Here is a 19,833-nt window from a genome sequence, read left to right as displayed (position 1 = left end):
CGTCCAGACCGGTCGCCCGGCCCTTAGATGGCCAGGCGCTTGCGGCCCTTGGCGCGACGAGCGTTGATGACGGCACGGCCGCCACGGGTCTTCATGCGCACACGGAAACCATGGGTACGCTTGCGACGGGTAACGGAAGGTTGGTAGGTACGTTTCATGTTGCACTCTCTGGTTGATCTGGGCTAGCCCGCCTCCGGCCGGTGCCGGGGTGCCGTGGCCGCCGCGTATGGTTCGCGTTGGGGTTGCCGCGCGCCGGCAAATACCCAAGGGCGTTTACCGGCATGGTCACGACGATTCTGGTTCTGTCTTGGTGCCGGCCCTGAAGCCGGCCAGCGCTGGATTGCAGGTATACCTGCAATCGCGGGCGGCACGGACAGGCCAGACCCGGCGATGCGCATACGTGATCCCCTGCCGCATCGCAGAACCCACCATTTAAACGATTTTCTGCGCCAGTGTCAAGACTCCGTAATGTGTGCGAGGACACAATCGCGACAGCACTACGTAAACACCCGTGCGCCATTGTCCACAACAGCCTGTTAACAAGTTTGCGTGCTGATTCATGCACCGCGTCAGGCTGCCGGATTGGCCGAAGTCCCTGTTTCCGCTGCATTTTCCGGCATTGCAGCATGCCGGAGCCCCGCGCCAGTGCTCGGGTTGTGCACACCAATCCACTGAATTTGCACAAGTTGTCCACAGACTTATCCTTTGTGGATAACTTGAGGCCGGGGGTACAATCCCGGTCCAATCACTACACGGGCTGCGTGGCGCAGGCGCATCCCGGGCTTCCCCCCAAGTTTTTGCAGGCCGACGCGGCGGACCGTTTACATCGACGTATACGTCAGTCGCTGCCGGCGCCGCAGGCATGGGTACGAGGAAGGCCGGGCTGGCGAGGCGCGACAGCAGCCAGTGGCGCACCCTGGGGATGCGCTAACTTAACAAAAAACAATGCAAGACTTCTGGCAGGCGGCAGCCGCGCAACTCGAGCGCGAACTGACGCCGCAACAGTTCAAAACCTGGATCAAGCCGTTGGCGCCCGTCGGTTTCGACGAAGAAGCGCTCACGCTGCGCATTGCTGCGCCGAACCGGTTCAAGCTGGATTGGGTCAAGAGCCAGTTTTCGGGGCGTATTACTGCCCTTGCCTGCGAATATTGGGAAGCGCAGGTCAGTGTTCACTTTGTCCTGGATCCCGCTGCGTCGGGCCGTGCCGCGGCCTATGCGCAGCCGCCGGTGGGCGGCATGGGTGCCGGATCCGACGGTCACGCAGCACCGGGTACGGGGATGCAGGGCTATGCCGGCCAGCCGACGGGGCAACCCATGGGGCAGCCGATGGGCCAGCAGTTCACCCAGCCCGGCATGCAGCCGGGCTATGGCGAATACCAGTCCGCCCGTGGCCAGGCAGGCTTCGGGCCGGGCCAGTCGCCCTACCCCGGCCATCCGCTTCAAGGTGGCTCCCGCCAGCAGCAGGCGCCGGGTGCGCAGCACGGGTCGGACATGGGTGAGGTCGACGTGGTCCAGATGGATCCGTCCGAAGCCGCCGCCCGCTCCTACCGCATGCAGCAGCAGCAACCGCCCATGCAGTCGGGCCCGATGGTGCAGCACCCCGGCGCGCCCGTCGCGCAGCCCGGCCAGCCTGGCCAGGCCAACGATACGGTGCATGAGCGCTCGCGTCTGAACCCGATCCTGACGTTCGACAACTTCGTCACCGGCAAGGCCAACCAGCTCGCGCGCGCCGCCGCTATTCAAGTGGCCAACAACCCGGGCAAGTCCTACAACCCGCTGTATCTCTATGGCGGCGTGGGCCTGGGCAAGACGCACTTGATCCACGCCATCGGCAATTTCATGCTGCTGGAGAACCCGCGCGCGCGCATCCGCTACATCCACGCCGAACAATATGTGTCCGACGTGGTGAAGGCCTACCAGCGCAAGGCGTTCGACGAGTTCAAGCGCTACTACCACTCGCTCGACCTGCTGCTGATCGACGATATCCAGTTCTTCTCCGGCAAGAACCGCACGCAGGAAGAATTCTTCTACGCGTTCGAGGCGCTGATCGCCAACCGGGCGCAGGTGATCATCACCAGCGATACGTACCCGAAGGAGATCACCGGCATCGACGACCGCCTGATCTCGCGCTTCGACTCCGGCCTGACCGTGGCCATCGAGCCGCCCGAGCTGGAAATGCGCGTGGCGATCCTGATGAAGAAGGCCGCCGCCGAGAACGTGAGCGTGCCGGAAGAAGTCGCGTTCTTCGTTGCCAAGCACCTGCGTTCCAACGTGCGCGAGCTCGAAGGCGCGCTGCGCAAGATCCTGGCGTTCTCCAACTTCCACGGCCGCGACATCACCATCGAGGTGACGCGCGAGGCGCTGAAGGACCTGCTGACGGTGCAGAACCGCCAGATCTCGGTGGAGAACATCCAGAAGACCTGCGCGGACTTCTACAACATCAAGGTCGCGGACATGTACTCGAAGAAGCGGCCTGCCAACATTGCCCGGCCGCGCCAGATCGCGATGTACCTGGCCAAGGAACTCACGCAGAAGAGCCTGCCCGAGATCGGCGAACTCTTCGGCGGGCGCGACCACACCACCGTGCTGCACGCGGTGCGCAAGATCGCCGACGAACGCAGCAAGGACGCGCAGCTCAACCACGAACTGCACGTGCTGGAACAGACGCTCAAGGGTTGAGTTTTGGGTGGACGCGGGCCCGGGAAACCGGGCCCGACGGATTTTGAAGAGCCGGCCGACGAGGCTGGCATACTGTAGGTTCGGCGTCACTGGAGGAGACTCCGGGGCGCCTGTTAAACAATATCGGCCCAGCCGCAGCCGTGTGCAGTGTCAGCCACAGATAAGGCTTTGCGGTGAGTCGGGACGGAATGCGGGAAGTGCGGTGGAAAGTGCGCAGCCAGCATCGTGGCTTTTTGTGCACAGACCCCACTTCCGGCGGTTTCGCCCCGCTTCACCGCAGCGGCTTATCCTTGGTACAATGGCATATTAACTCCTTGATTTCTAAGTGAATTGGAGTTGCCTGGAGTTTGCGGTCGCCGACGACAAACGACGAAGGATAAATTCAATGCAATTGGTCAAAACCTCGCGAGACAATCTGCTGCGTCCGCTGCAAATCGTGAGCGGCATCGTGGAGCGCCGCCACACCCTCCCGATCCTGGCCAACCTGCTGATTCGCAAGTCCGGCTCGAACGTATCCTTCCTCTCGACCGACATCGAGATCCAGATCACCACGCATGCCGAATGCGGCGTGGGCAATGACGGCGTGGCCACCACCGTGGCCGCACGCAAGCTGCTCGACATCCTGCGCGCCATGCCCGACGGCGACGTCGCCCTGTCGCTCAACGACAAGCGCATGACCGTGCAGTCCGGCAAGAGCCGCTTCGCACTCCAGACCCTGGCCGCGGAAGAATTCCCGACCGTTGCCGAAGCCACCGAATTCAACGCCAGCGTCTCGCTGCCGCAGAAGACCTTCAAGCACCTGCTGGCGATGGTCCACTTCGCCATGGCGCAGCAAGACATCCGTTACTACCTCAACGGCATGCTGCTCGTCGTCGACGGCAAGAAGGTCATGGCAGTCGCCACCGACGGCCACCGCCTGGCCTACTGTGGCGTGGAGCTGGACACCGAAGCCGCCGGCGTGCAGGGTGGTGCCACCTCGCGCCAGGAAGTCATCATCCCGCGCAAGACCATCCTGGAACTGCAACGCCTGCTCGAAGACAACGACGATCCCGTGCAGGTGCAGCTCGCCGCCAACCAGGTCAAGTTCAGCTTTGCCAATATCGAGCTGATCTCCAAGCTGGTGGAAGGCAAGTTCCCCGACTTCCAGCGCGTCATTCCCAAGGGCTACAAGAACGCCTTTGCGATTGACCGCGTGAAGCTGCAGCAGGCGCTGCAACGCACCGCCATCCTGACGACCGACAAGTTCAAGGGCGTGCGCTGCATCCTGGACACCCACATGCTGAAGATCAGCTCCACCAACGCCGATCAGGAAGAGGCGCAGGAAGAGCTGGAACTCGATTACTCGGGCGACGCGCTCGACATCGGCTTCAACGTGACCTACCTGCTCGACGTCCTCGCCAACCTGAAGAGCGAGCAAGTGCAGGTCAGCCTCGGCGACTCGAATTCGAGCGCGCTGATCACCGTGCCGGAAGACGACAACTTCAAGTACGTCGTCATGCCGATGCGCATCTGATGATCCGGTAACAGGACACGCAGACAACGACATACCGGAGCAGCAAACGGCACGCACCGACACCCGCATCATTACGGGCAGTCTTCTCGCAGCGGGGGCAGGATCGAAAACGGTCCGCCCCTTTTGCCGTTTTTAGTAACCGCCTTGCGGAGCCTCCCGGGCCTGGCCAATGTGCCGCCGTGGCCGGACTCCGCATTTGCCGTGAGTAGGAAAACATGACCGAACAGCAGAACCCGCAGCAGGAAAACACCTACGGAGCCTCTTCGATCCAGATCCTGGAAGGCCTGGAGGCGGTACGCAAGCGTCCGGGCATGTACATCGGTGATACCTCCGACGGCACCGGCCTGCACCACCTCGTGTTCGAGGTGCTGGACAACTCCATCGACGAAGCGCTGGCCGGCTACTGCACCGAGATCCAGGTCACCATCCACAGCGACAACTCGATCTCAATCGTCGACAACGGCCGCGGCATCCCGCCCCTGGTCAAGTTCGACGACAAGCACGAACCCAAGCGCAGCGCGGCGGAAATCGCCATGACCGAGCTGCACGCCGGCGGCAAGTTCAACCAGAACAGCTACAAGGTGTCCGGCGGCCTGCACGGCGTGGGCGTGTCCTGCGTGAACGCGCTGTCCAAGTGGCTGCGCCTGACCGTGCGCCGTGACGGCCAGGTCCACCTGATCGAATTCGCCAAGGGCGATGTGCAGAACCGCATCGTCGAAACCGTCAACGGCCCGGATGGCCAGCCGGTCGAAGTGTCCCCGATGAAGATCATCGGCGCCACCGACAAGCGCGGCACCGAAGTCCACTTCCTCGCGGACGAAGAAATCTTCACCCACGTCGAGTTCCACTATGAGATCCTCTCCAAGCGCATCCGCGAGCTCTCGTTCCTGAACAACGGCGTCCACATCAAGCTGGTCGACCAGCGCACCGGCAAGGAAGAAGACTTTGCCTTCTCCGGCGGCGTGAAGGGTTTTGTCGAGTACATCAACCGCTCCAAGAGCGTGCTGCACCCCAACATCTTCTACGCCAATACCGAAAAAGACGGTATCGCCGTGGAAGTGGCCATGCAGTGGAACGACGGCTACAACGAGCAGGTGCTCTGCTTCACCAACAACATCCCGCAGCGGGATGGCGGCACCCACCTGACCGGCCTGCGCGCCGCGATGACCCGCGTCATCAACAAGTACATCGAAGAGAACGAGGTCGCCAAGAAAGCCAAGGTGGAAACCACCGGCGACGACATGCGTGAAGGCCTGTCGTGCGTGCTCTCCGTCAAGGTGCCCGAGCCCAAGTTCAGCTCGCAGACCAAGGACAAGCTGGTCTCGTCCGAAGTGCGCCTGCCGGTGGAAGAACTCGTCGGCAAGGCCCTGAGCGACTTCCTGCTGGAAACCCCGGGCGATGCCAAGATCATCTGCGGCAAGATCGTCGACGCCGCACGCGCCCGCGAAGCCGCCCGCAAGGCCCGCGAAATGACCCGCCGCAAGGGCTTGATGGACGGCATGGGCCTGCCCGGCAAGCTGGCCGACTGCCAGGAAAAAGACCCGGCCCTGTCCGAACTCTTCCTGGTGGAGGGTGACTCCGCAGGCGGCTCCGCCAAGCAGGGCCGCGACCGTAAGTTCCAGGCCATCCTGCCGCTCAAGGGCAAGATCCTCAACGTCGAGCGCGCGCGCTTCGACAAGATGCTCTCCAGCCAGGAAGTGCTCACGCTCATCACCGCGCTGGGCACCGGCATCGGCAAGGACGACTACAACCTGGACAAACTGCGCTACCACCGCATCATCATCATGACCGACGCGGACGTGGACGGCTCGCACATCCGCACGCTGCTGCTGACGTTCTTCTACCGCCAGATGCCCGACATCATCGAGCGCGGCTACGTGTACATCGCCCAGCCGCCGCTCTACAAGATCAAGCATGGCAAGGAAGAGCGCTACATCAAGGACGACGTCGAGCTCAACGCCTACCTGCTCAAGCTGGCCATGGAAAAGGCCGTGCTGGTGCGCCCGGACGGCGTGGAGATCAATGGCGATGCGCTGACCGAGCTGGCGCGGCAGTACCAGCTGACGGAAGGCGTGATCGGCCGTCTGTCACGCATCGTGGATACGGATGCGCTGCGCGCGATTGCCGATGGCGTGGCGCTGGATCTGGACAGCGCGCCGGCGGCCGAGGCTTCGGCCGTGGCGCTGAAGGCCAAGCTGGCGGAGATGCATGCCAAGACGCTGCTTGGCGCTGCGGTCAATGACGATGGCACGGCTGATGTGTATGCCCAGTTCGACGAGAAGACCGACAAGCATCGGCTGATGATTGCGCGTCGCCATCATGGCAACGTGCGGCTGTCGCACATGGACGCGGACTTTGTCCACGGGGCGGATTACGCGGCGCTGTCCAATGCGGCCAAGACGTTCCAGGGGCTGACGCCTGAGGGGACCAAGGTGCAGCGCGGGGAAGGGGACAAGCTGAGGGATCAGACTGTCAATGACTTCCATGGGGCGATGCAGTGGTTGCTCTCCGAAGCCGAACGTGGGGTGTCGCGTCAGCGGTATAAGGGTCTTGGGGAGATGAACCCTGAGCAGTTGTTTGAGACTACCCTTGACGTTACCCAGCGGCGACTGTTGAAGGTGCAGATTGAGGATGCTATTGCGGCGGATCAGATTTTCACCACCCTTATGGGGGATGAGGTGGAGCCGCGGAGGAACTTTATTGAGAGTAATGCGTTGGTGGCGCGGAATATTGATGTTTGATAGCCATCACTGAAATTTTCCGATAAAAAAGCCAATCCTGATTCGGGATTGGCTTTTTTTTTGATCCTGCGAAGCGATGTCTTCATTAGGAGTGAAGGCTTTCCACCTACCTAGGTTGCCTCGAAGCTGTGTCCGCGTATTACCCAAAAATTGACTGCTGGCCGATAGGTTGAAGGTCGCGTTCTCGGTCACATGGGTAATTTAGTCTTGTTCTATCTCATCGTGCGGATAGGCTCGGAAAGTAGTGGGCTGGAGACCGCAGCTGATCTCAACATCCCCGGGTAATTCAAAGAACTTAACTTGCTCAGCTCCGGGTTGTTGCCCGAAGACCCGGTAAATGAAATAGCTATCCGCATACTCACGCGATGCCAAGACCTCATTGATCGAGATAAAGAACGGCGTCGACGCTGGCCCCTGAGTAGTCTTGACCTCGATCCGCTTAGAGCGACCGTCCGGGCGAAACGATGCGATGTCGAAGCCCGCAGCGGAGTCGTAGAGCGCCTCATGACGTACTTGATCTGCTAGCTCTGGACGGCCTGCTGCCCGCAGCATATCGATCTCATATTTGAGTACGAGCTTCTCCCCATGAAGGCCAAGTTGTCGATTCCGAAGGTCACGCTCGGCCCAATCTATGGGGTCCTTCGCCTTCGCACGAGAAGCCGTTCTTCTCCGTGGCGCAGCGGGTAGTGGAACGTGAGCGGGCGATGGCACCCGAACGAGTCCTTGAACAACGGGTGACTGATGCGGTGGAGAGTATGCCGGATCAAGCGGTGGAAGAACGGGCAGGTTCACGCTGTCCAATCGTTCTTGATTCAGATCCCAGTTTTGAATCCTCCAAATGAAATGAACAGGATTGTTCTTTTGGGGATCGTGAGAAAAGTACTCCAGCAAGCCCAAGTATGTGTACTTGACCCGGTCATTTGGGCGCAGGAAGAGATGAATGTTTTGCTCTTGCGGATCATGGGCGAGCAGCTTCTGAATTACTCGCGACTGAAGGCTTTGCCTTGTTTGGGATTCCCAGATCAGGTACCCGTCGAGCGTCAACGCGTCTTGGTAGGGATTGCCTTCAACAGGCTCTCCTAACGTCACTATGAATACAAAACTACCACTGTTGGCCGGAGTCTCGACAATGCCCTGTATGCCCCAGAGACCAGCTCCGGGCGTGAACTTTGCATCAGGTTCGAAGACCCCCGCGATCTCTCTTCGGTCGTACGACTGCAGTCGCTCAAGTCCTCGGAAATCATACTGAAGCGGTTTTTTTGTAATTTTCCGGGAAACTTCGAAGTCAAGCGACTGGAGAACCGCAAAGCAAGCTGATTTCTCTCCTCCGGAGAACTCTCCAGAGTTCAATGGACGACCAAGTACTCTCTCGGCTGCGAGGCCCAATACCGCTTTGGGAGGATATGTACGCCCCTCATAAACAAGGTCGAAGTCGGTCGACTGAATGTACCCGTGAGGAGCCGCGGCCTCGAGGGAGAAGCTTGATAACACCCCCAAAACATCTTCCCGCTTCATGCCTTCCAGCAGCTTTCGCAGTCCCTTGATTCGCCCTGTTGGCCCCTTTTTAATCTGCAAATCGACGTTGTCCACGACTTTTATTATTTGAGTTGCATTCGAAGTTGGTTGCCTCCAGGGTGTGGTCGCTGCCGCCTACTGCGCCGGGGGCGCTAAGACTATAGCGAAAATTCGATGATCGTTTGAGAATTTCCCCATTGCCCTCGACGAAGATTCAGACCGCTCTGCAGCAGTTTTCCCCAGAGGAGTAGGGACTTTCCAGCCAGTGTGTCAAAATTCGTTGCGCGCTTTCGGCGCTGCATTGACCTCTCTGGCGCCCGTGTTCAAGATTCACTCGTCGCCGATGCAACGGCGACCAGGTTTAGCAGCCTGCCCAACACACGCCGGACGGAGCCGCTCAGCGGCTCCTCTTTCGTCCGAAACGCCTTCGCACGCCCATACCCAACGGGCGGGCCTTGGCGGGGGAGCCTTCGGGCTCGCCGGTGTTCCGTGTGTGCCGGTCTGCTAACCCTGCCCTGTGCCCGCCCACCCCGATTAGCAGCGGACGGCGGGCCTCCATCACTCACACGGAGGTCGCAATGCAACCCACCACCCCAGTTCCCGAGGATCCCACCCTCGCCCAAAAACAAGCCCAACTAGCCCAAAACCTAGCAAAAGCCGACCGCGCCCTAGCCCGCCGCCTCGCCAAAACCACCCTGCCCCCACCCAGCACACCCGTCACCCTCGAAGACCACATCCTCGAAACCAGCGACGACCTCCTGCGCATCAGCGCCGGCCTCCGTTCCGTCCTGACCCTGCTGGACTTCCAGAGCGACGACATCCCCGATTGCATGGGTCTCTACGCCCTGCTCTTGCCGCTCAAGCAGCAGATCGACCAGAACGCCGATCGCCTGCAGGCGCTGGTCTGACGAGGGGCGGGCTCGTCCACAAACGGGCCTGAATGCAAAACGACGCGAGCCAACTGGCTTCGCGTCGTTTTGGTTCCGGCACTGGTGGCCGGCAAGCGAGTAGGTGGTGGCTATGTCGTGATCTCAGCCCCAATCCCCGCACGCCGCAACAACTCCGCCGGCACCGGCCGCGCCAGCAAAAACCCCTGCGCACGATCACACCCGAATTCCCGCAGGAACCGCAACTGCTCCTCGTTCTCCACCCCTTCCGCCACCACCGTCAACCCAAGCGAATGCGCCATGGCGACCATGGCCCGCAGGATCGCTCCGTCACGCTGCCGCGCGTCGATGCCGGCGAGGAAAGACCGATCCACCTTCAGCGTATCCACCGGCAAGGTCTGCAAATAGGTGAAGGACGAGTACCCCGTCCCGAAATCGTCAATGGCAAGGCTCACCCCACGCCGGGCCAGTTCGCCCAGCAGCGATTCCGTCATGCCGTTGCCGGTCATGGCCATGCTCTCGACCAGTTCCAGCTGCAGCCTGGACGGCGGCAAGCCGGTATCGCTCAGGATGGTGGTGCAGTCATGCAGGAACTGCTCGTGGCGGCATTGCCGCGCGGAGAGGTTGACCGCTATCCGGCCGAACTCGAAACCCTCTTCGATCCAGAGGCGCGCCTGCCTGCAGGCTTCGCGCAGTACCCAGGTGCCGATCGGCACGATCAGGGCCGAATCCTCGGCCGTGGTGATGAACGCGCCGGGCGGCAACAGGCCCCGCGTCGGATGCTGCCAGCGCAGCAGCGCTTCCACGCTGACGATGGCCCCGCTGCGCAAGTCGAAGACCGGCTGGTAGTGCAGGCGGAATTCGCTCGCCGCCAGGGCGTTGCGCAACTCGCTTTCGAGCGTGATCCGCTCCATCGAGGACGAGGTCATCTGCGCGGCGAAGAAGCGGAAGTTGTTCTTGCCTTCGTCCTTGGCCTCGTACATGGCGCGATCGGCCTGCATCAGCAACTGCTTCGGGTCGGTGCCGTCGTCGGGGTAGATGCTGATGCCGATGCTCGGTGTCACGAACACGGTCTGTCCGTTGGCTTCGATCGGCTGCCCGACCACGTTCAGCAACGCCTGGGCAATCTGCACGACGTGGCGGATGTCCTCGATCTCCTCGACGATCACCGTGAACTCGTCGCCGCCCAGGCGCGCCACCGTGTCGCTTTCGCGAATGGCTTCCTTGAGCCGCCGGGCGATGACCTTGAGGGCCTGGTCGCCCACGCCGTGCCCCATAGTGTCGTTGATCAGCTTGAAGCGGTCAAGGTCGATGAACAGCACGGCCACCCGCCGGGCGGCACGCTTGGCGCGGGCGATGGCCTGCTTCAGGCGCTCGCTGAACAGGGTACGGTTTGGCAAGGCCGTGAGGGCATCGTGCATCGCCAGGTGATTCAGGCGCTCTTCGTCCATCCGGCGCTGGGTGATGTCCGAGAAGATGGCGGCGTAGTGCGTGCATTTGCCATCGTGGTTGTAGATGCCCGAGATCGACAGGTACTCCAGATAGAGTTCACCGTTCTTGCGGCGGTTCCAGATCTCGCCCTGCCAGGAGCCGTTCTCGCGCAGCTCGTGCCACAGGGCCTGATAGAACGCAGGGCTCTGTTCCCCCGAGTTCAGCATCCGCGGGGTCTGGCCGACGGCCTCGTCCCGGGAATAGCCGGTCAGCTGCGTAAAGGCTGGATTGACCCGCTCGATCGTCCCGTTCAGGTCGGTCACCATGACGCCGTCGAGCGTGGCTTCGAACACGCGGTCGGCCAGCTTCAGGTGATAGGCGGACTCGAGCAAGGCCTCGTCACGCTCGCGCAGCGCCAGCTGAAGCTCGTGCACGTACTCGTACTCGATATTGCTCAGGATGTCGGCCAGGCTCAGCACACCCGCCAGCTCGTCCTGGTCGTCGAGGACGCCGACATGGCGGATGCGGTGTTCGACCAGCGTCTGGCGCGCCGCGTACAGGGTCTGCGACCGCCTTAGTGCGCGCAGCGGACGTGTCGCATGCTCGGCCACCGTGCCGCCGAGTGCATTGGCGGCGGCCAGTCGCACAATATCGCGCTCGGTCAGGATGCCGTACTCATCCCCCGGGTAGCGCACGACGATGGCGGTCAGCCCGGCGGTGCGCATGGTGCGCATGGCGTCGAGCAGCGAGGTGGCTGGCGCGACCGTGACCGGCTGGGACAGGTTGACCGAATCGATCGGCTTGGTGCGCAGGAAGAATTCCGCACCGTGGCCCATGACGAGGTCGGTCTGCGTGAGCATGCCGAGCGGGCGCTCGGCGTCGTCGACCACCAGGCAATGGCGGATGCCCCGGTTCTTGAAATGGACCACCGCGTCGCCAAGGCGCGTGGTGCCGGACAGGGCCTGTACGGGATGGCTCATCAGCGCGCTGATCGGCCTGTACAGGGCGTTGACATCATCGCCGAGCGCCAGCGCGTCGCGTTCGGTCCAGATGCCTACGGCTCGCCCCTGATCCACCACGACAATCGAACTGCAGCGGCGCCTCGCCATTTTGGCGACCACCTCACTGACGGGAGTCAGCAGCTCGCACTCCAGCGTGGATCTGGATACCAGGCGCTCGATCTCGATATCCATGGTGTGATGCGGCATGTCGCTCCCCTAGCCCCTGCGTCTCGTTGTTGTTCAGACTGCCCGACAGCGCCCGTGAGCATAGTGGCGAGGCCGGTGGCGACTCTTGACGTAAATCAAGGTGGAATTAGCAGGTGCCAAAGCGCAACACGCCGAAGACGGACTGAAAAAAACAATGCCCGCCGTGCCGCCCCGGCAATGCCTGTGGGGCGGCGCGGCGGGCATGCCGGCTAACACGCGGCGTAGGTGACAGCTTATGCGCGGCTGGCGTGCCTGGTGAATCCGACCTGGCCGGGCTTGCGGTTCGGCGCGAACCCGTTCTCGGCCAGCGTCTCGGCGGCGCTGTCGTAGAACGTGCCGATCTTGTAGATGTCCCGCGCCTCGCTCGCATTGGCCACGTCGCGGCCGAACTCGCGTGACATGCGCACCAGTTGCTCGATCTGCGCCACCGTGCCCAGCTTGCGGTCGCGGCGCTGGCTCCAGATGTTGTCCTCGATGCCGCAACGCACATGCAGGCCCAGGGCGATGGCCATCATGTTCAGCGGCAGCACGTTGAGCATGGAGGTTTCCAGCGTCAGCACTGAACCGTTGGGGCAGGCCCGCACGAAGTTCGCGAGGTTGTAGAGGTTTGGCGCTTCAAAGCCGCCGCCGATCGCCACCCAGGTCAGTATCAGGGGCACGTTGCAGTTGCCCTTGCGCATCATCCGCTCCACCGTTTCCAGTTGCGCGATGGTGGCAAGCTGGAAGTGGGTCTGGATGCCGTTGCTGCTGAGGCGGCGGATGTGCTCTTCCACCCATTCCGGCCCGGCAGGAATGGTCATTTCGCGATAGGCGCGATAGTTCGCCGGCTCGGCCAGCGAGGTGCCCGCCACGTCAGCGGCGCACATCTGCTCGACCACGTTCATCTGGTTGGTGTTGATGGCGATAGTCACCTGGTCCGGCGTCGGCTTCAGCTCCGCCAGCATGTGGCGGGTATCGTCGGACAGCCACCTGGCCACGTCACCGTCGTTCTCGGGCGCAAAGGAAATCGAGCCCCCCACCTGCAGGATCATGTCCGGCACGCGGGCGCGGATGCCGGCGAGCAGTTCGTTGAACTTGGACAGGCGTTTGGAGCCCTTGCCGTCCGCTTCACGCACGTGCACGTGCAGCACGGTGGCCCCCGCGTTGTAGCAATCCACGGCCTTCTGGATCTGCGCTTCCATGGACACCGGGATGTCTTCCGGGAAATCGGAAGGCATCCATTCCGGGCCATAAGGGGCTGCGGTAATGACCAGCTTCTGCTGGTTCTCGGGGAACAGCGAACCGTCGATGAAATCCATGTCTCTCTCCTCGTGGTGGTTGGCTCAGGCGGCCAGTGCGGGTGCGGGTGTGTCGGTGTCGATGGCGCGCTCGCCAATGCCAAAGGGCTTGTCGCCGATGATGCCGGCGCGTTCCATCTTGCGATGGCACGGCGCGTAATCCATTACCGCGTAATGCTGGGTGCTGCGGTTGTCCCAGATCGCCATGCTGTTCGCCTTCCAGCGCCAGCGCACCTGGTACTCGGGAATGAACGCCTGCGACACCAGGTAACGCAGCAGTTCGAGGGCACCCGGGTTGTAGTCCTGGCCGTAACGCACGTTTGCCGGCGCGTGGAAGTTGGTGAAGTGGGTGGTGAAGGCGTTGACGAAGAGGATCTTCTCGCCGGTCTCGGGGTGGATGCGTACCACCGGGTGCTCGGGATCGGGGTACTGCTCCTTCAGGGCCAGGCGCCGTTCGATCGGCATGGCGGCGCCAAAGCTGGCCTCGATGCTGTGCCGGGCGCGCAGGCCGGCAATCTGTGCCTTCACATGCTCGGGCAGGTTCTCGTAGGCGAGCGCCATGTTGGCCCACATCGTGTCGCCCCCGACGGCAGGACCTTCCACGCAGCGCAGCACGCATCCCATGGGCGGCGCCTCGCGCCAGGTCGCATCGGTGTGCCAGGCGTTTTCGTAGCGGTCCATCGGCTGGTCCGGCTGCTTGTAGATCTGCACCAGGCCCGGGTATTTCGGGTGGCTGCCGGCGACCGGGTGATTCTCCAGCTTGCCGAATCGCTCCGCGAACGCAACATGCTCGGCGCGGGAAATATGCTGGTCACGCAGGAACAGCACCTTGTGCCGCAGCAAGGCGGCCCGGATCTCTCCGAACAGCCCGTCATCGTGGATGGCATCGGCCAGGCTCACGCCCGTCAGTTCGGCGCCGATGGTGGCGGTCAGTTGTTCTACGCGCATCATGCGGCCTCCGTGCGGGTCATGACGAAAGCCGGGCATGCCGGGTATGTGATACCGCGCCCCGCAGGGCGATGGGAAATGCTGGTTGTGGTCACTCTTTGTCTCCTGCCGTTTTTGGATCGGGGTCAGTCGACGCTTCTGGCGTCAGGTGAAAATTACTGTCCGGGAGCGGCGAGGGACTTTTCATCGCGCGACACCTGCATTGCGTTTGATGCCAAGGGCGGAGGTGGGGTCGCACCAATTTGATCGCCGTCAAATTCCTCGCCTGCTGCCCACACCATCCTTGCGGCAAAGATCAGAGGAGGGGGGCGATGACGACACAGGTTCGCGCGGCGGCGTTGACGGGTTACTTCGACGTGGCGTCGCAACTGGGGCTGGATACGGAACCGATCCTGCGCGCGGCAGGCGTCTCGCGCGCCTTGCTCGATGACCCGGACCAGCGCATTCCGGTGACCACGGTCATGACCTTGCTGGACGAGGCGGCGCGCGCAAGCGGATGCCAGACATTCGGCCTGCGCATGGCCGCGACGCGCCAGCTCGCGGACCTGGGTGCCATCAGCCTGTTGCTGATGCACCAGGCCACCCTGCGTGATGCGCTACGTACGCTGATCCGCTATCGCAGCCTGATGAACGAATCGCTGGCGATGCTGGTGGAGGATGCCGGCACGACAGTGATCGTGCGCGAGGAAATCGTACTGGAGGATGCGGCGGTATCGCGTCAGGCCATCGAACTCGCCACCGGTACGCTGCATCGCGCGTGCAGTGTCCTGCTCGGTCTGCAGTGGAACCCGCACAGCGTTCATTTCACGCATGACGCGCCGGCCGATCTGCAACTGCATCAGCGGATGTTTGGCTGCAAGCTGAAGTTTCACAGCGAGTTCAACGGGATCGCCTGTGCCGCCACGGATTTCGACCATCCCAACCCGATCGCGGACCCGATGATGGCGGAGTATGCGCGCCGCTGTCTGGAGGCGCAGTCAGTGACCAGCGCGACATCCTGCGTCCTGGAGGTCCGCAAGGCCATCTATCTGCTGCTGCCAATGGGCCACGCTTCGATCGAGCAAGTGGCCCGGGGGCTGGAGGTGGAGGTACGAACGCTGCAGCGCAGGCTCAAGTCGGCGGGTACCGTGTTCTCGCATCAGGTCAATGACGTGCGGCGCGAACTGGTGGTCCGGTACCTTGTCAGCGGCGGCCATCTGCTGGCCGAGGTCGCGGAGCTGCTCGGCTTCTCGATGCCGAGCTCCTTTACGCGCTGGTTCTCGGCGGAGTTCGGTGTCGCACCGTCGCAGTGGCGCCAGCGGCTGGCACACGCCGATGCAACGGCAGGAGGTCGCCGGGCGGTGTGCCTGCGGCACGGCTAGGCGATGCGGGAGGCTTGCGGCGTCCCGCCGCCGATCGCATCCAGCTCCGCAAGGATGGCATCCGTCAGCACGATCTCCGCGGCCTTCAGGTTCTCCCGCAGATGCTGCACCGACGATGTCCCTGGAATCAGCAACACATTCGGCGCCCGATGCAGCAACCAGGCCAACGCTACCTGCATCGGCGTCGCCCCGATGGCGCTCGCCACCTTTGACAACCCCGCCGACTGAATCGGCGTAAATCCGCCGAGCGGAAAGAACGGCACGTATGCAATGCCCTGTTCCGCCAGTTCATCCACCAGCGCATCATCGCCACGCTGCACGAGGTTGTACTGGTTCTGCACACAGACGACCGGTGCAATCTTCAGCGCCTGAGCGACCTGCGCCGATGTCACGTTGCTCAATCCGATGTGGCGAACCAGTCCCTGCCTTTGCAGCTCCGCCAGCGCGGTGAACTCCCGTTCGATCGAGCTTTCCGTCGGTGCATGGATATCGCCCATGATCCGAAGATTGACGACATCCATCACCTCCACACCCAGATTGCGCAGGTTGTCATGGACCGCTTGCCGGATCGCTGCCGGTTCCAGCGCCGGCAGCCACGAGGCGTCTGCACCGCGCCGCGCGCCGACCTTGGTGACGATCACCAGGTCGTCCGGGTAGGGATGGAGCGCTTCGCGGATGAGCTGGTTGGTGATGTGCGGGCCATAGTAGTCACTCGTATCGATGTGATTCACGCCCGACGCGACGGCTGCGCGCAGCACGGCGATCGCCGCGTCACGATCCTTCGGCGGTCCGAACACGCCGGGACCGGCGAGCTGCATGGCGCCGTAGCCCATGCGGTTCACGGTGCGGCCGGCAAGCGTATAGGTGGTGGCGGGGCGGTGCGGTTGGGATGTGGGGGACATGGCGCTCTCCTTGATTCGGCTTGGCTGAACAGGTGGGGCCAGTATGTTTGCCGTTGCAGTGTTTGATAATCCCGCCTAGATTGAATGGGCTGTTTCAAAAATCGAACACTGGCATGGAATTCAACGATCTGGCCGCATTCGTGTCGGTGGCCCGCGCCGGGGGCTTTCGGGATGCGGCACGCATCAGCGGTGTGTCGGCGTCCAGCCTCAGCATCGCTGTGCGCCGCCTGGAGGCGAAGCTGGGCCTGCGCCTGCTCAACCGCACCACGCGCAGTGTCGCCCCGACCGAAGCGGGGCTGCGCCTGCTCGAGCGGCTCACGCCCCTGTTCAGCGAGATGGAGTCGGCGCTGGACGTCCTGAACGCCTTCCGCGACAAGCCATCCGGAACGCTCAAGCTGAACGTGCCATCGAGCGCCGCGTGGACCGTGTTGCCATCCATCCTGCCGCCATTCATGGAGGCCTACCCCGACATCCGCCTGGAGGTCGTGGTCGAGGATGGATTCGTTGACGTGCTGGCCATCGGTTGTGACGCTGGCATCCGCTACGAAGAGCGACTCGAGCAGGACATGATCGCCATCCCGATCGGTCCGCGCGTGCAGTGCTTTGCGACGGCGGCAACGCCGGACTATCTCGACCGGCATGGCAGGCCGGAGCATCCGCGCGACCTGCTCTCTCACGTCTGCCTGCGCGGGCAGTTCGCCAGCGGGGCGACGCCACCGTGGATCTTCGAGCGCGACGGCGAGGAACTGCGGCTGGATCCGCCGAATCGCCTGCTGATCCGGCCTGTGGCGTCGATCGATCTGGCGGTCGAGACGGCGCTGACGGGCATGGGCGTGATCCACATCTTCGAGGGCAAGCTGCGGCCGCATCTGGAAAGCGGGGCGCTGGAGCCGATTCTGGAGCCCTGGTGGCAACAGTTCTCAGGGCCGTTTCTTTACTATCCGGGGAGAAGGCACTTGCCGGCGCCGTTGCGGGCGTTTGTGGATTTCTTGAAGGAACGTGGAGACGTGGAGCAGAGGGCGTAAAGCTCAATACTCCCGCAAGACCCAACTGCTGATCGACGCAAAGTACTCACGCAACCACGCATTGAAGCGGAGGTATAAAGGCGTGCTGGCTCCCACGCCGAATACCTCGCTGAATCCCGCCTTGCGAGCAATGCCCACGGCGCGCCGCACGTGGAAGTCACTGGTCACGAGCACGATTGGGCCTGCCGCGTCGACGTGCCGCGCTTCCAGCAAGCTTCGGCTGAACAAAAGGTTCTCCTCGGTACTGGTGCTGCGGCCCTCCCGAATCAACCTGTCAGCCGCCACGCCGCGCGCAATGAGGTAGTCGGCCATGATGTCGGCCTCGGTGCAATGCTGGCCGAAGTCCTGTCCGCCGCTCACCACGACTTTCGCCGCGGGCCATCGCCGAGCCTGCACCAGCCCCTGGTCCAGTCGCGCCGTCAACGCGGGAGATGCCTGGCAGTTGGGGGTGCCCGATCCGAGAACGATGATGGCCTCGATCGGGATGCCTTCAGGCACGGTCACGCCCATGCCGCTGCGGATGCCATGGAAGTACAGGCCCACGGTCACGAGCCACACGGCAAAACCCGTCCATGTCGCACGCCAGAGCAACTGTCTGCGCCGGTCCGCCACGCGCCAGCGTGCGACCCGATTCCAGCACAGCGCGAGCAGCAGGAACGCGATGCCGATGCTGCCGGGGAGCACGATGCCAAAGTTGAACAGCCCCAGGGACATCAGCCCGACGGCGTCGCCAAGCAGTATGGCGCCCACCAGTGCGAGCAATGCACGCTTCCATGCGATAAGCCTTCCGGGCGGTGATGTGGTCTTGTCTACTGCTTGCATGGTGAACGTCGACAACGTTGGGGCCTGCGGCGTTTCCGCTTTATGCCGAGCCTTCAGCGGCAAGAACGCGATTGATTTCTTCCTCGACCTCTCGCAGACGGTCTTTACCGAAGTAGATCTCGTCGTTGACGAAGAAGGTGGGCGAGCCGAAGGCGCCGCGCTCGAAGGCTTTCTGGGTGTTATCCAGCAGCTTCGCCTTCACGGCGGGTTCGTCGATCCGGGCTAGGATGCGCGCGCCGTCAAAGCCGTTTTCCTCCAGCACCGCCAGGATCACCGCGGCATCATCCATCTTTTTCTCTTGTTCCCACATGGCCGAGTAGACGACGTCCACGTAGCGCTCGAATACGCCTTCCATCTGTGCCGCAATCGCGCCCCGCATGATCTGAAGCGTATTGACCGGGAAATGCGGGTTGAACCGGTATGCGGAGAGCGCGTGGCGCTCGACGAAGCGCTGGACCTCAAGACGCCCGTATTCGGGCTTGTTTTTGATGCCGGCGAAGGCCTCGCCGGGCGAGCGGTTGCCCGTCAGCCGGTACAGTCCCCCGAGCAGAACGGGCACGTACTCGAACTTCACGCCCGTCCGGGCTTCGATCGCGGGAATGACCTTGTGCGAAAGGTAGGCATTCGGGCTGCCAAAGTCGAACTGGAACTGGACGTCTACAACACTCATTGTTTGTCTCCTGGGTCGGGGAATTCGGGGCGGGGAATTCGGGTCGGGAATCGAGGCGAGGGCGTCGGTCGTCATTCTGGTGGCCGTGTCCGCATCAGCCGCTGTTCTTCCTGTATCGGATCGATTCCGGGACCGCCTTCTCGCGTTCCATGGCGCCGATTGCGAAGTGAATCGTGCGAGAGGGCGGCGCCTGTCCTTGCGTGTTCAGGCCTTGGTCGGCGCCGTGGAGGGAATCGTCTTGCTGAGGAAGCGGCGGCTGGCCGCGAGGATTTCCTTGCGCGTCTTCTCGCTTTCCACCGCCCGGGCCACCACCAGCGCGCCGACAAGCTGGGCGATGAGTGCCCACGCGGCATCGGCGTCGCCGGTTCGTTCGCGCCAGCTCTGATGCGTCTGCTTCAGGCCCCGCTCCACCCGTTCACGCACTTCGGGATCGGCACGCGCAATTTCCGGACCGAGCGTCGGGAGGATGCAACCGACCTCGGGCGAAATCGCATGAAAGCTGCTCAGGTAGTCTCTCACGCACTTGGCCACATGGTTGTCCGGGGAATCGGGGTTGCCCGCCAGCATGTCGCAACTCTTCTGCATCTCCTGCTCGACGATGGCCTCGAACAGCTCCTGCTTGGAGCGAAAGTGGCTGTAGAACGCGCCTCCGGTAAGGCCGATGGCAGACATCAGCGCATCGACGCCCGTGGAAGCGAATCCTCCCTTCTTGGCGATGGCGCTGCTGGAATCCAGCAGCTTCGCACGGGTTTCTTCCTTGTGAGTCTTGGTGTAGCGCATGACAGTCGGTGTGCGGTTGACATGCCATGAACGATAGCATATCGTCCGTTAACTAAACGATCGTTTTATAAAGG

15 protein-coding genes are annotated in these 19,833 nt (G+C 62.6%); 6 read left to right on the top strand and 9 right to left on the bottom strand.

The features are described from left to right. Positions 1-23: 23 nt before the first annotated feature. A complete protein-coding gene (gene rpmH / locus KHO22_RS04915; protein ID WP_008650850.1) occupies positions 24-158 on the bottom strand; it encodes a 50S ribosomal protein L34 in 135 nt (44 codons plus the stop codon). Positions 159-945: 787 nt separating this feature from the next. Here rpmH and dnaA point away from each other — a divergent pair. The 3 genes from dnaA to gyrB all read left to right on the top strand — a co-directional run bounded on the left by dnaA (position 946) and on the right by gyrB (position 6,933). Beyond that, entirely contained in the window at positions 946-2,679 is a 1,734-nt protein-coding gene (dnaA, locus tag KHO22_RS04910) for a chromosomal replication initiator protein DnaA (RefSeq protein WP_211945985.1), read from the top strand. 385 nt (positions 2,680-3,064) lie between these two features. Next, positions 3,065-4,192: a DNA polymerase III subunit beta gene (dnaN, locus tag KHO22_RS04905; protein ID WP_211945984.1), complete on the top strand. Its 1,128-nt coding sequence runs from the start codon at positions 3,065-3,067 to the stop codon at positions 4,190-4,192. Between the two features lie 215 nt (positions 4,193-4,407). Then, positions 4,408-6,933: a DNA topoisomerase (ATP-hydrolyzing) subunit B gene (gene gyrB, locus KHO22_RS04900; protein WP_211945983.1), complete on the top strand. Its 2,526-nt coding sequence runs from the start codon at positions 4,408-4,410 to the stop codon at positions 6,931-6,933. A 201-nt stretch (positions 6,934-7,134) separates the two neighbouring features. Here gyrB and KHO22_RS04895 read toward each other — a convergent pair whose 3' ends face one another. Next, positions 7,135-8,523, bottom strand: a complete 1,389-nt coding sequence (locus KHO22_RS04895) for a DUF3427 domain-containing protein (protein WP_211945982.1) — start codon at positions 8,521-8,523, stop codon at positions 7,135-7,137. A gap of 503 nt (positions 8,524-9,026) precedes the next feature. Between KHO22_RS04895 and KHO22_RS04890 the strand changes: the two genes are divergently transcribed. Next, positions 9,027-9,356: a DUF1484 family protein gene (locus KHO22_RS04890; protein ID WP_211945981.1), complete on the top strand. Its 330-nt coding sequence runs from the start codon at positions 9,027-9,029 to the stop codon at positions 9,354-9,356. Between the two features lie 110 nt (positions 9,357-9,466). Here KHO22_RS04890 and KHO22_RS04885 read toward each other — a convergent pair whose 3' ends face one another. From KHO22_RS04885 to KHO22_RS04875, 3 genes are all read right to left on the bottom strand, one after another. After that, positions 9,467-11,974 (bottom strand): EAL domain-containing protein, encoded by a 2,508-nt coding sequence (locus KHO22_RS04885; RefSeq protein WP_211945980.1) that lies wholly within the window; start codon positions 11,972-11,974, stop codon positions 9,467-9,469. 233 nt (positions 11,975-12,207) lie between these two features. After that, on the bottom strand, positions 12,208-13,272 hold the full coding sequence (locus tag KHO22_RS04880; protein WP_211945979.1) for a beta-keto acid cleavage family enzyme: 1,065 nt from the start codon (positions 13,270-13,272) through the stop codon (positions 12,208-12,210). A 24-nt stretch (positions 13,273-13,296) separates the two neighbouring features. Beyond that, the gene (locus KHO22_RS04875) at positions 13,297-14,199 is read right to left on the bottom strand and encodes a TauD/TfdA dioxygenase family protein (RefSeq protein ID WP_211946227.1); all 903 of its coding nucleotides are present in this window, start codon (positions 14,197-14,199) and stop codon (positions 13,297-13,299) included. A gap of 311 nt (positions 14,200-14,510) precedes the next feature. Here KHO22_RS04875 and KHO22_RS04870 point away from each other — a divergent pair, with 311 nt between their 5' ends. After that, the gene (locus tag KHO22_RS04870) at positions 14,511-15,560 is read left to right on the top strand and encodes an AraC family transcriptional regulator (protein WP_211945978.1); all 1,050 of its coding nucleotides are present in this window, start codon (positions 14,511-14,513) and stop codon (positions 15,558-15,560) included. On the opposite strand, the gene KHO22_RS04865 is transcribed toward KHO22_RS04870, so the two are convergent. Beyond that, on the bottom strand, positions 15,557-16,462 hold the full coding sequence (locus KHO22_RS04865; protein WP_211945977.1) for an aldo/keto reductase family oxidoreductase: 906 nt from the start codon (positions 16,460-16,462) through the stop codon (positions 15,557-15,559). The two genes, KHO22_RS04870 and KHO22_RS04865, sit on opposite strands and share 4 nt — an antisense overlap. A 113-nt stretch (positions 16,463-16,575) precedes the next feature. On the opposite strand from KHO22_RS04865, the gene KHO22_RS04860 reads away from it, so the two are divergent. Next, entirely contained in the window at positions 16,576-17,487 is a 912-nt protein-coding gene (locus KHO22_RS04860; protein WP_211945976.1) for a LysR family transcriptional regulator, read from the top strand. A 3-nt stretch (positions 17,488-17,490) separates the two neighbouring features. Here the strand turns inward: KHO22_RS04860 and KHO22_RS04855 are convergent, their stop codons facing one another. The 3 genes from KHO22_RS04855 to KHO22_RS04845 form a co-directional block, all read right to left on the bottom strand. Beyond that, positions 17,491-18,309 carry a YdcF family protein gene (locus tag KHO22_RS04855; RefSeq protein ID WP_211946226.1) on the bottom strand — a complete coding sequence of 273 codons (819 nt, stop codon included), beginning with the start codon at positions 18,307-18,309 and terminating at the stop codon, positions 17,491-17,493. A 40-nt stretch (positions 18,310-18,349) separates the two neighbouring features. Next, complete coding sequence (locus tag KHO22_RS04850) at positions 18,350-18,979, bottom strand: 2-hydroxychromene-2-carboxylate isomerase (protein WP_211946225.1); 630 nt, start codon at positions 18,977-18,979, stop codon at positions 18,350-18,352. A gap of 204 nt (positions 18,980-19,183) precedes the next feature. Beyond that, positions 19,184-19,759 (bottom strand): TetR/AcrR family transcriptional regulator, encoded by a 576-nt coding sequence (locus KHO22_RS04845; protein WP_211945975.1) that lies wholly within the window; start codon positions 19,757-19,759, stop codon positions 19,184-19,186. Positions 19,760-19,833: the final 74 nt, after the last annotated feature.

Origin of the sequence: Cupriavidus yeoncheonensis (genome assembly GCF_905397275.1) — a bacterium.
Taxonomy (GTDB): Bacteria; Pseudomonadota; Gammaproteobacteria; order Burkholderiales; family Burkholderiaceae; genus Cupriavidus; species Cupriavidus yeoncheonensis.
The sequence above is the reverse complement of the archived record's forward strand: the minus strand, read 5'-3'. Positions and strand labels throughout refer to the sequence as shown.